This window comes from Ketobacter sp. (genome assembly GCF_003671495.1).
In the GTDB taxonomy this organism is placed as follows: Bacteria; Pseudomonadota; Gammaproteobacteria; order Pseudomonadales; family Ketobacteraceae; genus Ketobacter.
Window position 1 is genome coordinate 111458 of sequence record NZ_RCHN01000022.1, and the last position, 19020, is coordinate 130477.

Consider the following 19020-nt stretch of genomic DNA (forward strand, 5'->3'; position numbering starts at 1 on the left):
AGGAATCAGGCTACCTGATTGATTTCGTCCAGTACTTTACGGGCGGACACCGGAATCTTTGTGCCGGGGCCAAAGATGCCCTTTACGCCGGCCTGATACAGGAAGTCGTAATCCTGGCGCGGAATAACGCCACCCACCACCACGATAATGTCGCTGGCGTCTTCTTTTTTCAGGGCTGCGATCAGGTCCGGCACCAGGGTTTTATGCCCGGCGGCCTGGGAGGAAACGCCGATCACGTGCACATCGTTTTCCACCGCCTGCTTGGCCACTTCTTCCGGGGTGGAGAAGAGGGGGGACAGGTCGATGTCGAAGCCCACATCAGCAAACGCCGTGGCGATTACTTTGGCGCCGCGGTCGTGTCCGTCCTGGCCCATTTTTGCCACCAGCATACGGGGGCGACGACCGTGGGATTGTTCAAAGGCTTCGATGTCCTGGCGCATTTGCTGCCAGTCAGAGTCGGTTTCATAAGAGCTGCCATACACGCCGGAAACCGTTTTGGCGCTGGCGTTGTAACGGCCCCACACTTTTTCCACCGCGGAGCTGATTTCACCCACTGAGGCGCGCAGTCGCGCGGCTTTCACCGCCAGGTCCAGGCCGTTGCCTTCGCCGGTTTCGGCCCATTTGGTCAGTGCAGCCAGGGCGGCATCGCAGGCAGCCTGGTCACGGCTGGCACGCATCTGCTGCAGGCGGGCGATTTGCTGCTCCCGTACCTTGGAGTTATCGATTTCCAGGACATCCACAGGGTCTTCGTTCTGCAGGATGTATTTGTTCACGCCCACAATCACATCTTCGCCACGGTCGATACGAGCCTGCTTGCGGGCAGCCGCTTCCTCGATGCGCAGCTTGGGTTCACCCTGCTCGATAGCCTTGGCCATGCCACCCTTGGTTTGGATGTCTTCGATAATGGCCCAGGCTTTGTCCGCGATTTCCTGAGTCAGGGATTCCATCATGTAGGAACCGCCCCAGGGGTCCACCACCTTGGTGATGCCGGTTTCTTCCTGCACGATGATCTGGGTGTTACGGGCGATACGGGCAGAGAACTCGGTGGGCAGGGCGATGGCCTCGTCAAATGCGTTGGTGTGCAGAGACTGGGTGCCGCCGAACACGGCCGCCATGGCCTCGATGGTGGTGCGCACCACGTTGTTATATGGGTCCTGCTCAGTGAGGGACCAGCCGGAAGTCTGGCAGTGGGTGCGCAGCATGCGGGAAGTGGGCTTCTTCGGGTTATATTCGCTGACGATGCGGTCCCACAGCAGGCGTGCGGCCCGCAGTTTGGCAATTTCCATGTAGAAGTTCATGCCGATGCCGAAGAAGAACGACAGGCGTGGCGCGAACTGGTCGATGTCCAGGCCGGTCTTCAGTGCGGTTTCGATGTATTCTTTACCGTCCGCCAGGGTATAGGCCAGCTCCAGGGCCGCGTCTGCGCCCGCTTCCTGGATGTGGTATCCGGAAATGGAGATGGAGTTGTACTTGGGCATGTTGGCAGAGGTGTAGCCAATGATGTCGGCGATGATGCGCATGGAGCCTTCCGGCGGATAGATATAGGTGTTGCGCACCATGAATTCTTTGAGGATGTCGTTCTGGATGGTGCCGGACAGCAGGTCCTGGCTCACGCCCTGTTCCTCGGCCGCCACGATGTACATGGCCAGTACCGGCAATACGGCGCCGTTCATGGTCATGGATACGGATACCTGGTCCAGGGGAATGCCGTCAAACAGGATTTTCATGTCTTCCACCGAGTCGATGGCCACACCGGCTTTACCCACGTCACCGGTAACACGGGGATGATCGGAGTCGTAGCCGCGGTGGGTTGCCAGGTCAAACGCAACAGAGGCACCTTGCTGCCCGGCAGCCAGGTTCTTGCGATAGAAGGCGTTGGATTCTTCGGCAGTGGAAAAGCCGGCGTACTGGCGGATGGTCCAGGGGCGCCCCGCGTACATGGTGGCTTTGGGGCCGCGCACAAAGGGTGCGAAGCCGGGCAGGGTGTCCGCGTTGGGAAGATCCGCTGTATCCTGCGCTGTGTAGAGGGGTTTGACGGAAATGCCTTCCGGAGTGTCCCAAATCAGCTCATCCGGGGAGCGGCCTTTGCGTTCTTTGGTGGCCAGCTCGGTCCATTGCTCCAGTGAAGGCTTGTTGTTCTCTGTCGTCATAACTACCTCGCGAATTTTTGTACGGTTGACCCCGTGGTCATTTTCATCCAATTCCCAGACCGGTTTAGCTAGCTAAAGTCTAAAAGGTAATGGGATAAAACGGAAAAGGTGCTGAGTCGTAAAGGGGGTTGCCCCTAAAGTGCGGGCTAGACTACCCAAATCCCGTTAAAAATTCATCCAAAAAAGCGTTACAGCCCTTAATTTTTGGTAAAAATCAATGGGTTGTGGCGAATTTGTCCAGCAAAATAAACGATTTGGCCAACCGGGAGCCCTGCCTGACAGTCAATCAATCAAGTTGGGTGACAAAAGTGGCAGCGGCCTTGAGCCGGTCCAAAGGCTAGCAGCGTTGGGCAATTTCATGGATGCGATTCCAGTCCCCCCGCTCCAACAGGCCGGCGGGAGACAACCAGGTCCCTCCGGCACAGATCACGTTGGGGAGGGCTAGGTAGGCGTTGACATCATCCTCGGTCACACCACCGGTGGGGAAGAATTTGATGGCCGGAAATACGGCCGCCATGGCCCGAATGAAATCGGTGCCACCGGCGAGGGCGGCGGGGAAGAGCTTCACCGTATCCAGCCCCAGATTCTCCGCCACCATGATCTCCGAGGGTGTCATTACACCGGGCACGACCGCCACGTTGCGTTCCTGCGCTTGCTGAATCATGGCGGCGTCGGTGCCGGGGCTGACGATAAACTGGGCCCCGGCATCCAGTGTCTGTTCCAGTTGCTGCCGGTTCTTGACGGTTCCGGCACCGATCACCAGCTCGGGCCGTGATTCCACCAGCAGTTTGATGGCATCCAGTGCGCAATCGGTTCTCAAGGTGATTTCAAGCACTTTGAAGCCACAGCTGCTCAGGGTGTCAGCCAGGGGAAGTGCGCACTCCAGCGTGGGCAATGCGATGACCGGAACAATGGGTTTGCCTTGCGTTGCCAGTTCCTGAAAGCGGGTCGTCACGGGCGTCTCCTGGTTGGTTTGAGTTCAGTGCTGGAGCGGATGTCTTTATATATACGTATAAACGCTGTCTGTCTGCAGCAGCCCTTAAACGATGAAGCTGGCGCCCTGGTTGGCGGGCCCTACACTGGCGCGGGCATTGCCAAACAGTATGCGACCGATACTGACCTCGGCGGGTGGCAGACAATACTCCGGCCGTTGCTCCAGGGTGTCTGAACTCACGTCGAGAATCAACTGGTCGCGGGACCAGTCCAGGGTAATCATGTCACCGGTTTGGATCTTGCCGATGACACCGCCTTTGGCGGCTTCCGGAGTAAGGTGGATCGCCGCTGGAAACTTGCCGGATGCTCCGGACATCCTGCCGTCGGTCACCAGCGCCACTTTGAAGCCGCGATTCTGCAATGAGGTCAGTGGGGGGGTCAGCTTATGCAGTTCCGGCATGCCGTTGGCGGCGGGGCCTTGCCCGGGCAGTATCGCGATAAAATCCCGGTCCAGTTTGCCCGCCTTGAATTGTTCCTGGATATCCAGTTGGGATTCGAATACCACCGCCGGCGCGGTAATGCTGCCAGCGTTGTCCTGCAGGGACGACACCTTGATGACGGCTTCACCGATATTGCCACGCAACCGCTTCAGCCCCCCGGATGGACTGAAGGGGGAGGAGGCAGGCCGGAACACGCTGTCGTCTTTATCGACACGGGATGCGTCCACCCACTCCACCTGATCGGCACCGGTGGGAAAGCGACGGGCCTCTTTGTAAGGAAGGCTGTAGGCGGTAGCAATGTCGGTGAACAGTAGCTGTTCATCCCATAAGGTATCAATCACCGCCGGGGTGCCACCGTTGGCATGAAAGGCATTGACGTCCGCTTTGCCATTGGGATACAAGCGGGTCAGCAGGGGAATCACTTTCGATAATTCGGCCATGTCTTCCCAGGTCAGTTGCCAGCCGCAGGTACGCCCGATGGCCACCAGGTGCAAGGTATGATTGGTGGAACCTCCGGTGGCCAGCAAGCCGATGACGCCATTCAGCAGGTTGGTCGCGTCCATGACATAGCCAAGGCCGGTCTTCGCCTTCAAGGTGCTGTTCACCAGCGCAGCCACCGCAGCCTCGGTGAGCGCATGCCGCAACGGGGAATCCGGGCCGACGAAGGCGCTGCCGGGAAGTTGCAACCCCATCATTTCAAGCAGCATCTGGTTTGAGTTGGCGGTGCCATAGAAGGTGCAGGTCCCCTCGGAGTGGTAGGATTTTTCCTCGGATTCCAATAATACCCGCTCATCCACTTTGCCTTCAGCATAGGCAACCCTGACCTTCGCCTTTTCTTCATTGCTGATGCCGGAATGCATCGGCCCGGAAGGAATAAACAGCCCTGGCAGGTGGCCAAAGGAAAGCGCACCCATCAACATGCCGGGCACGATTTTGTCGCAGATACCCAGGTAGACTCCAGCGTCAAACGTGTTATGCGAAAGGGCGATGCCGGTGCACAGCGCAATCACATCCCGGCTGAACAGAGACAGCTCCATCCCCGGCTGGCCCTGGGTAACCCCGTCACACATGGCTGGGGTGCCGCCCGCCACCTGGGCGGTGGCGCCGTGTTTCAAGGCGTACTGTTTGATGCGCTCAGGGTAGCGGTAATAGGGTTGGTGGGCCGAAAGCATATCGTTATAGGCCGTGACGATGGCCAGGTTCGGTGTGCTCTGGGTCTGCCGCAGCAGCAGTTTTTCACTGCTTTCCGCGGCGGCATAACTGTGGGCAAGGTTGGTGCAGCCCAGATGGCCCCGTTGGGGGGAAGCGGTTTCCATGCTGTCGCAGAGCGCGAGATAGGCCTGGCGGGAGTCCGCACTCCGCTTGCGCAGTTTGTCCAATACGGATAGCAGCACAGCATGGGTCATGGCTTAATCCTCGCTGGTGAAGACAGTCAGGTTATTCGCGTGGGCCGCCAGGGTTTTAACCGGGCTGACCACTGTGGGGTCTGACATCAGGTGACGAAAGCAATCCAGTTTGTCTTTGCCCGGAATATACAACATCAGGTGCCTGGCATTCTGCAGCCAGTGATAACTCATGGAAATACGGGGAAACGGTGCTTGGCCCGGAACCACCGGCACATAGCGGGATTTGCTGTGCATGGCTCCGTGATAGTCCGTTGAGTCCGGGAACAGGGAGGCCGTATGGCCATCCAGGCCCATCCCCAGTACCACCACGTCCAGGGCTTCCGGCAGCATGGCAGCCGTTTCATTGGCCCGCGCCAGGGTGTCTGCCAGGGACAAATCCGCCAGCAGGGTCAGCAATTTTGGTCGGGGCTGCGGCAGGGAATCGACAAACCCGCGGAGCATAGTCTGGTTTTGCTGGGATTCATCGGTGGTGAAGCGCTCATCCACCATGACCAGGGTGATTTTCTCCCAGGGAAGGTCGGCTCCGGATAATGCCTGCAACAGCCCCTTGGGAGAGCTGCCGCCGGATAATCCGCAATAGCAGTGCCCATTTTCATCAATGGCCGCCTGCATCCATTCCGACAGGCTGGCAGCGGCAGCAGCGGGTAGCTGCGCGTTGGGTTTTACACGAATCTCAGCCATGCGCCATCCCTTTTCAGCGTTATCCGGTTTCAGATCTATCCGGTAGCCCCTTCATGCCAGAGCCGTCCATCTTTTGCCAGTAACAGAGTGGAACCGGCAGGCCCCCAGCTGCCACAGGCGTAATACTCCGGTGGGCTGGTAGTGCTTTCCCAATCCAGCAGGATGGGGTCAATCCAGTGCCAGGCCTGTTCCAGCTCATCCTGTCGCACGAACAGGGTTTGGTCTCCCTTCACCACATCCAGCAGCAGACGCTCATAGGCGTCTGCGGAGCGCTTGTTGCCGCGGGAGTTGGGGTTAAGGTTCAGGTCCACCGTGCGCACATCCATACCCGGGCCCAGGCGCTTGCCACAGAGTCGTAACGTAATGGATTCGTCCGGTTGCAGGGTGATGACCAGTTGGTTGCTCATGAGTTGGCCGCGTACGGTATCAAAGATCCAATGGGGGATTTCCTTGAACTGAACCACGATTTCACAGCTGCGGCTGGGCAGGCGTTTGCCGGTGCGCAGGTAGAAAGGGACACCGGACCAGCGCATGTTGTCGATCATGACTTTCATGGCAACGAAGGTTTCGATGGTGCTGTGTTCGGACACGCCTTCTTCTTCGGTATAGCCGATGCAGTCTTTGCCTTTGATGGCACCTGCGGAATATTGCCCCCGCACCACAGAGCGGGCAATGTCATCACCCAGTAATGGTTTCAGGGCATAAAGGACTTTCAGCTTTTCGTCGCGGATGCGGTCGGGTTCGATATTGGGGGGCGGTTCCATCGCCAGGATACACAGCAATTGCAGCAGGTGGTTTTGCACAATATCCCGCAGGGCGCCGGTCTCTTCATAAAACTCACCTCGACTTTCCACACCAATGGATTCCGAAATGGTGATCTGGATGTGGTCGATGTAGTGATGGTTCCACAGGGATTCGAACAAAGGGTTGGCAAACCGCAACACCAGCAGGTTCTGAACGGTTTCTTTCCCCAGGTAATGGTCGATGCGGTAGATCTGGCTTTCAGTGAAGTAATTCGACATCTGGCCGCTGATGTTGCGGGCGGTGTTCAGATCCCGGCCGATGGGTTTCTCCAGCACCACCCTGGCGCAGGGGGTAATCAAGCCCAGCGCACCCAGGCTGGAAGCAATGGTGGCGTAGAGCGACGAATGGGTGGAGAAGTAAAATACCCTGGGGCGTTGGTCTTCGCTGAGCAGGGGAATCAGGTTGCGGTAGGACTCTGTTTTATCCGCCTCGATACTGACGCAGTTCAGGTGTTTGGCAAACTGCTGCCAGGACACGGTGTCCCAGCTGTCCTGGGGCAGATGTTGCTCAAGCTTGTCCTGCACCCGGTGGAGAAAAGCCTCTTTGCTGGGAGCGGTGCGTCCTACGGCGATGATGCGGGTGCTGGCGTGAAAGGGGGTCGTTCTGTAGAGCTGATAGAGCGCCGGAAGCAGTTTGCGCATCGACAGGTCGCCGGTGCCGCCAAACAGAACCAGATCGAAAAGGAGGTTGCTTGATTCTTTCACCCAATGACTCCTGCTCAGTTGACTGCGTGTGCTGTCACGCTATGGCCGAACGGCGTTATCTTTATGAATCAATCACAGCACTTTTTATACCAATACGCTCAAATATGAATTCTTGCAAGTTTTTGGTTAACGATAGTGGGCTGGATATTTAATTCTGGATGTGGGTAAAATCTGGGCTCCATCTCCGGTCCTGCTAGCCGACTGAGGATTGCGGATGGCATGGAAATTAATTTTTTTGCACAAGGTTGGGTCATGATCAGTAAATGTATTTTTCCTGTGGCCGGTTATGGAACACGATTCCTGCCCGCTACTAAATCGCAGCCAAAAGAGATGTTACCTATTGTTAATAAGCCCCTGGTGCAATATGGGGTTGAGGAAGCCATGGACGCAGGGTTGACCGACATCGGTTTCGTCACCGGACGGGGCAAGCGGGCTATTGCGGACCACTTCGATATCAGTTATGAATTGGAGCACCAGATCAAAGGCACGGGTAAAGAAGCCTATCTGGACAGTATTCGCCAGGTTATCGACAAGTGCACCTTCACCTACACTCGCCAGAGCGAAATGAAAGGTTTGGGGCACGCGATTCTGACCGCTCGCAAAATGGTGGGCGATGAAGCCTTCGGCGTGATTCTGGCGGACGACCTGTGCATCGAACAGGAAGAGGGCGTAATGGCCCAGATGGTTAAGCTGTACAAGCAGTTCCGTTGCAGCATTGTGGCCATCGAGGAAGTGCCCAAAGAAGAGATTTTCCGCTACGGTGTGATTGATGGTGAGTACATCAAGGAGGGTTTGTATCGTGTCACCGACATGGTGGAAAAGCCTGAGCCGGAAGCCGCGCCCTCCAACCTTGCCATCATCGGCCGCTACATCCTGACCCCGGATATCTTCGAGATCATTGAGCGTACCCCGCCGGGCGCCAACGGCGAGGTGCAAATCACCGACGCATTGCTGACCCAGGCCAGGGAAGGTGCGGTCATGGCCTACAAGTACCGCGGCAAGCGCTTTGACTGTGGTAGCGTTGATGGCTTTGTGGAAGCCACCAACTATATGTATGAGAACTTCTACAAGAAAAGCTGATTATTGATTCTGTTTGAAAAAATCAATCAGACCCTGAGTGGAGCCGTCTTCATCGGCGGCTCCCTGTTCCCCCGCCAGCTTGGCCGTGATCTTTTTGCTGAGCTGTTTGCCCAGTTCCACGCCCCATTGGTCGAAGGCGTTGATGTCCCAGATGATGGATTGGGCGAAGATCTTGTGTTCATACAGCGCAATCAACTGGCCCAGTACGTACGGCGTGAGCACCGGATACACCAGGGTGTTGCTGGGCTTGTTGCCCGGTACGTGGCGATGTCGCGCCAGAAAAGCCGCTTCCTCTTTTGACTTGCCCTGGGCCAGCATTTCCTCGATCAGGCTGGCTTCGCTGCGTCCCTGCATCAGCGCCTGGCTTTGGGCCAGGCAGTTGGAATAAAGGGACATTTGCTGATCCGCCACCGGGTCGGTGGATTGGGCACCTACGATGAAATCCACCGGAACAAAGTGTGTGCCCTGGTGCAGTAATTGATGGAAGGAGTGCTGGGTGTTGGTGCCCACGCCACCCCACAAAATGGCGCCGGTGGCATAATCCACCGAATCACCGGAAAAACGCACGGATTTACCGTTGCTCTCCATATCCAGCTGTTGTAAATAGGCGGGGAACAGGCTCAGGTTCTGGTCATAGCACAGCAGCGCCTGACTTTGGGCGTTGAAAAAGTCGGAGTGCCAAACCCCAAGCAGCGCCATGATCACGGGCATGTTGTGGCGAAACGGCGTCTGTCGGAAATGCTCGTCCATGGCTTTGCCACCTTCCAGGAACGCTTCAAACTGCTCAGGACCGATGGCCAGAGCGATGCTGAGCCCGATGGCGGACCACAGGGAATAGCGACCACCCACCCAATCCCACATGGGAAACAGGTTGGATTCGGGGATACCGAAGTCCGCTGCGGCCGCCAGGTTGGTGGAGACCGCCAGGAAGTGTTTGGCAATGGCCTGCTCGTCACCGGTCTGCTGCAGGAACCAGGCCCGGGCTGCCTGGGCGTTGGCCAGCGTTTCCAGCGTGGTAAAGGTTTTCGAGCAGATAATAAAAAGGGTGGTTTCCGGATTGCATTGGGGCAAGGCGCGGGAGATGTGTACCGGATCAATGTTGGAGACAAACAGGAATCGGGTTTTGCTGCTGTGGTATTTGGCCAGGGCATCCACCGCCATGGCCGGGCCCAGGTCGGACCCACCCACACCAATGTTGACCACTGTATCGATGGTTTTGCCTGTGTACCCTTTCAGATTCCCGGTCTCAAGATCACCGGCCAGCGCCAGCATTCGTTGCCGGGTGGAATTGATCAGTGCAGCCGTTTCCGGATCGAGCTCAGCACCGCCGTTGCGTAATGCCGTATGCAGTACTGCCCGTTGTTCGGTGTTGTTGATGATGTCGCCGCGAAACATGGCTTCCGTCTTGTCGCGCAAAGACTGGGCTTGCGCCAGGTCTGTCAATGCAACCAGGGCTTGCTCATCGATGTAGTTCTTGGAGTAATCCAGTAGCAACTCCCCGCAGGACGTGGAGAAGCGTTGGAATCGCTCGGGGTCAGCCTGGAACAGCGCCGCGATAGCGGTATCGGTCAGGCGGGTTTTATGGGCTTTCAATGAGTCAGTCTGAATAGTATTGCGTGACACAATAACTTCCTTAATTGCACTACAGTGATGTGTTTTCCGATTTCAGTGAGATAAAGGTAGCGACATAGCCCCTGTCAAAGCAGTAATTCCCCTGAAGAGTCCTGATCGGCACCGTCGGAGCCGGCTCCGGCTTGATGATGGTGGCGGTAAAGGCGCTGTTGGAGGGCTCAATCTCCACCTTTGCATCCAAAAAGTCCAGCGTATGGTAATTCAATGGAAAGTAGGTTTTATGGATGGATTCCTTGGCGCTGAAAATCAGTTTGTCCAATGCATGAGAAGCAAGTTCCTGGCCAAGCTGGAGTCGTAGCCGGGTGAGCATGTCCTGTTCGGCGGGCGAGCAGATCAGGTCCCGAATCTCTTCGCCCAGGGGGGAAGCCTGCTCCACATCCAGTCCGATACTGCGGTAGTGGGCGGTGGGCGCCAGCGCCACGACGCACAAACCCTGGGTGTGGCTGATGCTGCCGACCCAGCCAGCGGGCCAGGCTGGCTCCCGTTGCTTGCCCTTTAATAGTGCATCGCAGGGGACGCCCAGGCTATTGAACAGGTGATGGGCGCAGTTTCTTCCGGCGCGAAACTCCCGTTTGCGCTTGTCCACGGCCTTTGCAATCAAGGCTTCCTCTGCCGCGCAAACGGGGGTTTCCCACATCCAGTCTTCGGCAATCTTCCACTCCACGCCGCCGGGAAACAGAGGGCCCAGGTCGATCACGAACGCCGCTCCGCCAGTTTACGCTCCCAGTTCAGTGAGGTCCGGACGATGGTTTCCAGGTCGTCATAGCGGGGTTCCCAGCCCAACACTTTACGGATTTGATCCGCAGCCGCGATGAGGGCAGGGGGGTCACCGGCCCTGCGATCAGTTTCTATGATATTCAATGGCTTGCCATTCACTCTTTCAACCATTTCTAAGACTTCGCGCACGCTGTAGCCATGGCCGTAGCCAGCGTTCAGGGTGGTGGATACACCGCCCTTGCGCAGATATTCCAGAGCCTTGATGTGGGCCGAGGCCAGGTCATCCACATGAATGTAGTCCCGTACTCCGGTGCCGTCGGGGGTGTCGAAGTCGGTGCCGAAGATGTACACCTGCGGGCGTTTGCCCACGGCACACTCCACCGCCACTTTGGTGAGCAGGGTGGCTTTCTCTGTGCTCTGGCCGATGCGTCCCTCCGGATCGCAGCCTGCCACATTGAAGTAGCGCAGCACCACGTGGGTCATGGGGCAGGCTGCCGCCAGGTCCCGCAACATGGTTTCGCTCATCAGTTTTGACATACCGTAGGGATTAATGGGCTGTGTCGGCGATGCTTCGGTGATGGTGGCGGTTTCCGGTTCGCCGTACACCGCTGCCGTGGAGGAGAAAACAAAGTGTTTGATCCTGTTCTGCTGGCAACATTCCAGCAGGTTGCGCGTGTTGGCGGTGTTGTTGCGGTAGTATTTCAAGGGGTTTTCCACCGACTCGGGCACAATGGTATGGGCCGCAAAGTGCATCACCGTGTCCACCTCGTGGTGCTGGAGCAGCTCGTTGACCAGCGCCATGTCACCGGTGTCGCCTACGATCAGTTCCGCATTCAACACCGCATCGCGGAACCCGGTGGACAGGTTATCCAATACCACCACGCGCTCCCCGAGCGCCGTCAGTTGGCGAACCACATGGCTGCCAATGTAGCCGGCACCGCCGGTAACCAGAATTGCGCCGTTGCCATTCACATGCTCCATAATTGTTCCCTGTAAATTAATAAATCCCAACTAAATCAAAGGCTAGCAAGTATATCATTAAGTTGTTACCGACTTCAGAAAAAGCATCGCTGGCCGATACTAACTATAGTAGATACAGGTTTCTGCAAGGCGTAGCGAGATGAAGCCCATACCGGGTCTGACGTTTATTGGATGTATATTGCTGGCTGGAGTGGCGTTCAGCCATCCTGCCGATCCTTGCCTGGCGCGCATTGCCCAGTTGGCTCAGTCTGCCAAGGGTTGTGAGCTGACGCAAAAGGAAAGCGGGGAGTGTGACCCCATCAATGGTCAGTTGGAAGTCCAGGTGCAGCGTTGCAAAAGCCAACAATTCACAGAATCTGCCATTCAAGACGCGATAGAATACGGCGCTGCGGCCGTGGAGGGGGATGTCAGTCAAAGTCCATATCGGCTCCAGGTGAAGCAGCAGCAGTGGGAGTACCAGATGATGAAACCCAATCTGGAGCGCTTCGCAGATTATTTTCCGGAAGCCCATCACATTCAGGATGCCCTGCTGGAACGTTTCAATACGGCTGCCTGTCCCAAGCAGTATGAAGGGCGCCCGGACCGATATCGATTTCAGGGGCATCAGACTCTGTCCCGCTACCCAGGGATGGACGCTGCCCCGGATGGCAGCCAAAGCGCTGAGAAGCACGCTTTTTACGGCTTTTCCCCGGAGCGCCCGGGGGCTTGCTACCCTGTGTTGCCGGCGACGCCCGGCACCGCAGAGGGTGCGCAGAAAACCTTGATGCCGGTTAATATACCTGACTACTTTCTGGCGGAATTGGAGCAGAGGGAGCGGGTGAGAGTATTGCGGTGTGAGTCTGACTGTGAGGCCGAGTGGGCGTCCCTGGCCAGCTGGCATGAAGAGTACAGTAAGCAGTATCGTCGTCATCGCCAGTTATTGATGTGCCTGGACGTGGAACAGCGTAACGAGAACCGGCGCACGGTCAAAGGGGTGCGCCGAACCGCCATCAAGCTGCCGGACTATTGTCCGGAAGAGGAGATCGCAGTGCAGGAGCTGAACGCCAGGGGCCTGCTGGAAGAGTTGGACCGGCGCTTGTTCCTGGATACCGTCTGGCGCCCGATGCCGCCAGAGGATCCAGCAAAACCGGAGTGATTTTAGGTGGTTATCGCCGATTGATTAAAAACCGTCGGACGGGCATCATAGATCTTTAGCATTTGAGAATCATAATACGCCCAGGGATTGGGTGAGAAGACAGGTTTCGGAGAACGCTAGCCATGACAGACGCATTACCTGTGGCCGAAGAGAATAATAACGAAGCGCCATCCCGCAAGCGATTACCTTTTTCATTCGCCAAGCGCCATGGTGTGGTGATTGAGGAAGTCGGAGAAGTGGACGCCATGGTGGCCTATAAAGCCGGGATCGCCCCCGCCACCATCGTGGAAATTCGCCGCTTCCTTGGGATTCCCATCCAGTTTAACGAGGTGAACGACTCCGAGTTTGAACGCCGGTTGTCCAAAGCCTATGAGAATAACTCCAGCGAAGCCATGCAGATGGTGGAAGGCCTGGGGGATGAGTTGGACCTGGCAAGCCTGGCGGACTCGGTACCGGAAACGGAAGACCTGATGGAGCAGGAAGACGACGCTCCCATTATCCGCCTGATCAACGCCCTGTTGACCGAAGCCGTTAAAGTGAACGCTTCGGATATTCACATTGAAACCTTCGAAAAACGCCTGGTTGTGCGCTTCCGGGTGGACGGCGTGTTGCGTGAAGTGGTGCAACCCAAGCGCCAGCTGGCGCCGCTGCTGGTGTCCCGTATCAAGGTTATGGCCAAGCTGGACATTGCGGAGAAACGGGTGCCCCAGGATGGCCGTATTTCCATTCGTGTGGGCGGTCGCGAGATCGACGTGCGGGTCTCCACCATGCCCAGTAATGCGGGTGAGCGGGTGGTGCTGCGATTACTGGACAAGCAGGCCGGGCGCCTGGACCTTACCCACCTGGGGATGGCAGCCAACGACTTGAAGCGCATGTCGTCCATCATCACCAAGCCCCACGGCATTATCCTGGTAACCGGGCCCACCGGCTCCGGTAAGACCACCACACTCTATGCTGCACTGACCCAGCTGAATGACGCCAGCCGCAATATTCTCACGGTGGAAGATCCCATCGAATACCAATTGGAAGGCATTGGTCAGACCCAGGTGAACACCAAAGTGGAAATGACCTTCGCCCGTGGCCTGCGGGCCATGCTGCGTCAGGATCCGGACGTGGTGATGGTGGGTGAGATCCGTGACCTGGAGACTGCAGAAATTGCGGTTCAGGCCAGTTTGACCGGTCACCTGGTGCTGTCCACGCTGCACACCAACACGGCCATTGGTGCCGTCACGCGTTTGCAGGATATGGGTATTGAGCCGTTCCTGATTTCCTCTGCGTTGCTCGGCCTGCTGGCACAACGCCTGGTGCGGGTGTTGTGCCCCCACTGTAAAGAAGCCTATACCGCCGATGAAGGCGAGTGTGAGGTGATGGGGCTGGACGCCCAGAATCCGCCGCAGATCTATCGCGCGGTGGGCTGCGAACACTGCAATCACCTGGGCTATTCCGGTCGAACCGGTATCTATGAATTGGTGGTGGTGGATGATGAACTCCGTACCCTGATCCACAATAATGCCAGTGAGCAGCAAATGAACAAATATGCCCGCCTGCATGGCGCCGGGATTCGGGATGATGGCCGTCGCAAAGTGTTGGAAGGGGCGACCACCATCGAGGAAGTCCTGCGGGTGACCAGAGAGGGTTAAGAGGGGATTAAAGGGTGCCGGCATTTGAGTACGTTGTTCTAGACGAGCGCGGGAAACAGAAAAAGGGCGTACTGGAAGGGGATAGTGCCCGCCAGGTGCGTCAGCAACTGAAGGACAAAGGGCTGGTCCCGCTGTCGGTGGAAACCACCATCCAGAAAGCCGACAAGCAGGATAGTGCTAAATTCCAGTTGGGCCGGGCTTCCATCAGTGCCGGCGATCTGGCGATCGTGACCCGGCAAATGGCGACCCTGCTGCAAGCCGGGCTGCCGTTGGAAGAAGTGCTGAAAGCCGTCTCCCGCCAGCAGGAGAAACCCAGCAACAAAAGCATGATGCTGGCCATTCGCTCGAAAGTGGTGGAAGGTCATACCCTGGCTGCCAGCCTCAATGAATTTCCAAAATCGTTCCCGGAGTTGTATCGGGCCACCGTGGCCGCCGGTGAGCACTCCGGACACCTGGATCTGGTTCTGGAGCAGCTTGCGGAGTATACCGAGGCCCGGTACCGTACCAAGAAGAAAGTCCAGGGTGCTGCCATTTACCCCATCGTGCTGACGGCATTTGCTTTCATTATCGTTGTGGGGATGCTGACATTTGTTGTACCCAAAATCGTGTCAGTATTCGAGGGCTCCGGGCAGGAACTTCCCGCTTTGACCAGAATCCTAATAACAACCAGCGAATTTCTGCAAAGTTGGTGGTGGCTGCTGGTGATTCTTATCGTTGCCGCGGTGATGGGATTCCGGCGGGCATTGAAAAATGAGGCGTTCCGCTTTCGTTTTCATGCCTGGTTGTTAAAGGCGCCCCTGCTTGGCAGAATCAACCGCGGCCTGGATGCCTCCCGGGTGGCCAGTACACTCAGCATACTGTCCAAAAGCGGTGTGCCCCTGGTGGAGGCCATGAAAATATCCGGACAGGTGGCGGGTAACGTTTGTATCCGGGAATCCGTCACTCTGGGTGCCGACAAGCTGAAGGAGGGCAGTAGCCTGTTTGCTGCGCTGGATGGCTCCGGCTACTTTCCGCCCATGATGATGCAGATGATTTCCAGTGGCGAACGCAGCGGTGAGCTGGATTCCATGCTGGCCCGGGCAGCAACCAACCAGGAGCGGGAGCTGGAAGATCTGATCGATACCATTGTCGCCCTGTTTGAGCCCCTGATGCTCGTGGTGATGGGGGGTGTGGTGATGGTGATCGTGCTGTCCATTATGATGCCCATTTTGAGCATGAACTCCTTGGTGGGCTAGCGCGTAACGGCAGCCGGATACCGCGAGCATAGTCAATAAATGAGTCTGATAAACGTGAGTCTGATAAAAAGGGTAGTTTACTGAATATGAAATCGAATATGCGTACATCGATCAAATCAGCCCAAGCGGGTTTTACCTTGATCGAAGTGATGATAGTGGTGGCCATTCTGGGTGTGTTGGCGACGTTGGTGGTGGTCAACATCAGCGGGTCGCAGGATACCGCCAACATTAATGCCACCAAGAGCAATCTGCAGGCAGTATCGCAGGCGCTGGATCTGTACAAGCTGGATAACTATCGTTATCCCACCACGGATCAGGGCTTGCAGGCCCTGGTGGAAAAGCCGGACAACGCCCGCAACTGGCCCGATGGTGGGTATCTTAAAAAGATGCCTGCAGACGCCTGGGATCAGGAGTTCGTCTACTTGAGCCCCGGCACTGACGGTCCCTACGATCTGTTCTCTCTGGGTGCAGATGGGGCCGAAGGTGGAGAAGGTCCCGCGGCGGACATTTCCGTTAACGACCTCTAAGTTTATGCCCCGTACCTTACGCCACCACCATGGTTTCACACTGATTGAAATCATGGTGGTGGTGACCATCATCGGCATCATGACGGGCCTCATCGCCATCAATGTCATTACCCAGGATCCCCAGAAAGAACTGAACAAAGAAGCCATGCGCTTCAAGGCCCTGCTGGAAATGGCGCAGGAAGAGGCGCTGTTCAGTCAGCAGGAAATCGGGGTGATTGTGACCGAGCAGGGCTACAAATTCGCCCGTTGGTCCATTCCAGAGTCCGGCCAGTCTGTCCTGACCGAGACGGAAATGAGCAAAAGCACTGACGACCCGGCGGACCCCAGTACCGCTGCGGCCCTGTCGGCGGCTTTGGGCAACGCCAATAACAAACCGGATCCCAGTTGGAACCTGATCAGCAACGAACAGGCATTCCGCGAGTACGAGTTGCCCGAGGAGTATGAATTAATACTGGAGGTGGATCACGAGCAGATCGATCTCACCGGTGGCGTGGATCAGGAAGCCCGCGAGAAAGCCAAGGAGGCGACCAAGATTCTCGAAGAGGAGGAAGAAGAGCTGAAACCCTCAATTTTTGTGATGTCCAGTGGCGAATTGTCACCCTTCGTGTTGGAGATGGTCATGCGTGAGGACAGTGAAGTGATGGCCAAGGTGTCTGGTAGTGAAATCGGCCGTATCTGGATCGGTGATGAAGATGAGCTGGAAGACCGGTAGCGGCTTCACGCTGATTGAAGTGATGATTGCGCTGGCGATTTTCGCTGTGGCGGTGGCGTCCCTGAGTACGGCCATGCAAGGTAACATTCGCAATGCAGACTACCTCAAGGAAAAAACCATCGCCAATTGGATTGCCAACAATCGGTTGGTGGAAATTCAGGCTGAGGGTACTTACCCCCCGTTGCAGGACAAGAAAGACAAGATCGAATACGCCGGCTCTGAATGGGTGGTCAACACCAAGGTGCTGAAAGCCCAGACCAAGCTTCCCGTGCGCATCATTGAAGTCAGTGTGGGGCGGGAATCCGGCGATGAGCCCAACTATTTTGCCACCATCACCGCTCTGGCATCGGATACCAATCAGTGAAACCGCATACGCAACAGGGGCTAACCCTCATCGAATTACTGATCGCCATTGCGATTTTTGCGGTCATGTCCGCTGCCATGTTCGTGGCTTTCGACAGTTTCCAGAAGGGTAAACAGGTCACCGACACCAATGCGGAACGCCTCAAGCATTATCAACTGGCATTCAACATCCTGGCGCGGGATTTTCAGCAAATGGTACCGCGGCCGGTGCGGGATGAGTTCGGTTCTGACACCCCACTGTATGCCATGCAATCGGACGTGGGCATTGACGTGGAGTTCACCCGAGCCGGCTGGAATCGGTCCCCGTTCTCCAAGGTGCAACGGGCGGAGTTGCAACGGGTGGCTTACTATCTGGAAGAGAAAAAACTGATGCGGGGTGCCTGGCGAGTATTGGACCGCGCGGAAGACACCATACCGGATCGGACGGAGCTACTGGATGGTGTGGAGAGCCTGTCTTTTTTATTTTATTACCAGGATAAGCAGAACAAGCTGGCGGTGGCGGAATCCTGGCCACCTGCGTCGATGAAAAAAGGCGAAGGCGACGGCCCCACCCACGTGCCGAGGCGGGAATTTCTGCTGCTGCCCAAAATAGTGGAGATGAAGTTAACCACTGAGGATCTGGGGGAGATCACCCGCAAATTCCTCATCGCCAACTGCTTTGTGGATGCCTATCACCCCAACGATAATGAAGCTCCCCAGGGAGGTGGTTGTGGATCGTAAGCAGGCAGGCACAGTATTGATCACGGTGATCATGATGGTGGCCATTGCTGCGTTGCTGGTGACCGACATGGTGTATCGGCAGAAACTGGACATCAAACGTACATCGGCTCTGTTGTCCCGTGACCAGGCATTCCAATACCTGCTGGGGGCGGAAGAACTGGCCAACCTGACCCTGTCTGAGGACCTGAAACAGGATAATGATCGCAATGAGCCGGCGTTTGTGGACACCCTGGCGGAGGACTGGGCCGAGCCTACTAATCCGTTCCCGGTGGCCGGGGGCTTTATCCAGGGGCGCGTCATCGACCTGCAGTCCCGTTTCAACGTGAATTCCATTATGGCGTCAGACGCCAATGTGGCAAAAAAGCAGCGGGAACGGTTCCGCCGCCTGCTGGACCAGGTGGGCATACCGGTGGACAAAGACAGTAATGTGTCCACCCAAATGCTGGCGGAACGGGTACTGGACTGGCTGGACAGCGATCAGGAACCAACCGGGTTTGATGGCAAGGAAGACCTGGACTACCTGGGACTGGACCGGCCTTACCGGGCAGCTAATATGGTGCTCTGGGACATCAGCGAACTGATGCTGATTGAGGGCTTCACCCCCAATGACATCGCTCAGCTGGCGGATTATGTGTCGTTTCTGCCCCCGGATGTGGCTCTCAACATTAACACCGCGGATGTCAAAGTGCTGGATGCCTATGATCTTGGCCTGCCCGGTGTGCAGATTGATGAAGAGCGCAAGAAAACCGGTCCTGGCCGCCACGACGGCGGCTTTCTGGATCTGCAGGCGCTGGATGACCTGTTGCTGACGGCCGCGACCCCGCAGAATAATGAGGTGGAGAGCGGTTCAGATGAAGAACAGGATACTGAGAACGGGGCGGCGGCCCCCGGGGAACAACAAAACAACAAAGCCGTAGGCAACTTTTCAGTCAATAGCGAGTACTATTTGCTGGAGGCCGAGGCGGTGATCAACGAAAAACCGGTTTTGATGCGATCCATATTGTTCCGACCTGCGCTTAAAGATGGCGCGTCCAATAAGGACATAAAGATCAAAACCCTGTCGAGAAAGCTGGAAGATCCGCTAAAACGGGTATAATGAC

Annotated in this window: 17 protein-coding genes; 9 read left to right on the plus strand and 8 right to left on the minus strand. The window is 56.7% G+C overall.

The window, feature by feature from the left end:
* Positions 1-5: 5 nt before the first annotated feature.
* The 5 genes from scpA to zwf form a co-directional block, all read right to left on the minus strand.
* A complete protein-coding gene (scpA, locus tag D9N14_RS11630) occupies positions 6-2150 on the minus strand; it encodes a methylmalonyl-CoA mutase (RefSeq protein WP_290579778.1) in 2145 nt (714 codons plus the stop codon).
* A gap of 337 nt (positions 2151-2487) precedes the next feature.
* Entirely contained in the window at positions 2488-3105 is a 618-nt protein-coding gene (eda, locus tag D9N14_RS11635) for a bifunctional 4-hydroxy-2-oxoglutarate aldolase/2-dehydro-3-deoxy-phosphogluconate aldolase (RefSeq protein WP_290579780.1), read from the minus strand.
* 84 nt (positions 3106-3189) lie between these two features.
* Positions 3190-4989 carry a phosphogluconate dehydratase gene (gene edd / locus D9N14_RS11640; protein ID WP_290579782.1) on the minus strand — a complete coding sequence of 600 codons (1800 nt, stop codon included), beginning with the start codon at positions 4987-4989 and terminating at the stop codon, positions 3190-3192.
* A gap of 3 nt (positions 4990-4992) precedes the next feature.
* Entirely contained in the window at positions 4993-5670 is a 678-nt protein-coding gene (gene pgl, locus D9N14_RS11645; protein ID WP_290579784.1) for a 6-phosphogluconolactonase, read from the minus strand.
* 35 nt (positions 5671-5705) lie between these two features.
* The gene (gene zwf / locus D9N14_RS11650; RefSeq protein ID WP_290579786.1) at positions 5706-7178 is read right to left on the minus strand and encodes a glucose-6-phosphate dehydrogenase; all 1473 of its coding nucleotides are present in this window, start codon (positions 7176-7178) and stop codon (positions 5706-5708) included.
* Positions 7179-7430: 252 nt separating this feature from the next.
* Between zwf and galU the strand changes: the two genes are divergently transcribed.
* On the plus strand, positions 7431-8258 hold the full coding sequence (gene galU, locus D9N14_RS11655) for a UTP--glucose-1-phosphate uridylyltransferase GalU (protein ID WP_290579788.1): 828 nt from the start codon (positions 7431-7433) through the stop codon (positions 8256-8258).
* Here the strand turns inward: galU and pgi are convergent, their stop codons facing one another.
* The 3 genes from pgi to galE are packed head-to-tail and all read right to left on the minus strand — an operon-like array spanning position 8259 to position 11588.
* Positions 8259-9896: a glucose-6-phosphate isomerase gene (gene pgi / locus D9N14_RS11660; RefSeq protein WP_411267935.1), complete on the minus strand. Its 1638-nt coding sequence runs from the start codon at positions 9894-9896 to the stop codon at positions 8259-8261.
* A gap of 4 nt (positions 9897-9900) precedes the next feature.
* The gene (locus D9N14_RS11665) at positions 9901-10587 is read right to left on the minus strand and encodes a 4'-phosphopantetheinyl transferase (RefSeq protein ID WP_290579792.1); all 687 of its coding nucleotides are present in this window, start codon (positions 10585-10587) and stop codon (positions 9901-9903) included.
* Positions 10584-11588, minus strand: a complete 1005-nt coding sequence (gene galE / locus D9N14_RS11670) for a UDP-glucose 4-epimerase GalE (RefSeq protein ID WP_290579794.1) — start codon at positions 11586-11588, stop codon at positions 10584-10586. The genes D9N14_RS11665 and galE overlap by 4 nt, the downstream gene beginning before the upstream one ends.
* A gap of 139 nt (positions 11589-11727) precedes the next feature.
* On the opposite strand from galE, the gene D9N14_RS11675 reads away from it, so the two are divergent.
* From D9N14_RS11675 to gspK, 8 genes are all read left to right on the plus strand, one after another.
* The gene (locus tag D9N14_RS11675) at positions 11728-12723 is read left to right on the plus strand and encodes a hypothetical protein (RefSeq protein ID WP_290579796.1); all 996 of its coding nucleotides are present in this window, start codon (positions 11728-11730) and stop codon (positions 12721-12723) included.
* 122 nt (positions 12724-12845) lie between these two features.
* A complete protein-coding gene (gene gspE / locus D9N14_RS11680) occupies positions 12846-14363 on the plus strand; it encodes a type II secretion system ATPase GspE (RefSeq protein WP_290579798.1) in 1518 nt (505 codons plus the stop codon).
* Between the two features lie 14 nt (positions 14364-14377).
* Entirely contained in the window at positions 14378-15598 is a 1221-nt protein-coding gene (gene gspF / locus D9N14_RS11685) for a type II secretion system inner membrane protein GspF (RefSeq protein WP_290579800.1), read from the plus strand.
* A 98-nt stretch (positions 15599-15696) separates the two neighbouring features.
* On the plus strand, positions 15697-16125 hold the full coding sequence (gene gspG / locus D9N14_RS11690; protein WP_290579802.1) for a type II secretion system major pseudopilin GspG: 429 nt from the start codon (positions 15697-15699) through the stop codon (positions 16123-16125).
* A 4-nt stretch (positions 16126-16129) separates the two neighbouring features.
* A complete protein-coding gene (gene gspH / locus D9N14_RS11695; RefSeq protein ID WP_290579804.1) occupies positions 16130-16837 on the plus strand; it encodes a type II secretion system minor pseudopilin GspH in 708 nt (235 codons plus the stop codon).
* Positions 16818-17201, plus strand: coding sequence for a type II secretion system minor pseudopilin GspI (gene gspI / locus D9N14_RS11700; RefSeq protein ID WP_290579806.1), 384 nt, complete (start codon positions 16818-16820; stop codon positions 17199-17201). The genes gspH and gspI overlap by 20 nt, the downstream gene beginning before the upstream one ends.
* Complete coding sequence (gene gspJ / locus D9N14_RS11705) at positions 17198-17920, plus strand: type II secretion system minor pseudopilin GspJ (RefSeq protein ID WP_290579808.1); 723 nt, start codon at positions 17198-17200, stop codon at positions 17918-17920. Before gspI ends, gspJ begins: the two co-directional genes overlap by 4 nt.
* On the plus strand, positions 17910-19016 hold the full coding sequence (gspK, locus tag D9N14_RS11710) for a type II secretion system minor pseudopilin GspK (RefSeq protein ID WP_290579811.1): 1107 nt from the start codon (positions 17910-17912) through the stop codon (positions 19014-19016). Before gspJ ends, gspK begins: the two co-directional genes overlap by 11 nt.
* Positions 19017-19020: the final 4 nt, after the last annotated feature.

Excerpts from the sequence above, each read along its gene's own strand:
- pgl (WP_290579784.1), bottom strand. The coding sequence starts at position 5,670 with ATGGCTGAGATTCGTGTAAAACCCAACGCGCAGCTACCCGCTGCTGCC.
- galU (WP_290579788.1), top strand. The coding sequence starts at position 7,431 with ATGATCAGTAAATGTATTTTTCCTGTGGCCGGTTATGGAACACGATTC.
- gspG (WP_290579802.1), top strand. The coding sequence starts at position 15,697 with ATGCGTACATCGATCAAATCAGCCCAAGCGGGTTTTACCTTGATCGAA.
- galE (WP_290579794.1), bottom strand. The coding sequence starts at position 11,588 with ATGGAGCATGTGAATGGCAACGGCGCAATTCTGGTTACCGGCGGTGCC.
- edd (WP_290579782.1), bottom strand. The coding sequence starts at position 4,989 with ATGACCCATGCTGTGCTGCTATCCGTATTGGACAAACTGCGCAAGCGG.
- gspH (WP_290579804.1), top strand. The coding sequence starts at position 16,130 with ATGCCCCGTACCTTACGCCACCACCATGGTTTCACACTGATTGAAATC.
- D9N14_RS11675 (WP_290579796.1), top strand. The coding sequence starts at position 11,728 with ATGAAGCCCATACCGGGTCTGACGTTTATTGGATGTATATTGCTGGCT.
- gspE (WP_290579798.1), top strand. The coding sequence starts at position 12,846 with ATGACAGACGCATTACCTGTGGCCGAAGAGAATAATAACGAAGCGCCA.
- gspI (WP_290579806.1), top strand. The coding sequence starts at position 16,818 with ATGAGCTGGAAGACCGGTAGCGGCTTCACGCTGATTGAAGTGATGATT.
- scpA (WP_290579778.1), bottom strand. The coding sequence starts at position 2,150 with ATGACGACAGAGAACAACAAGCCTTCACTGGAGCAATGGACCGAGCTG.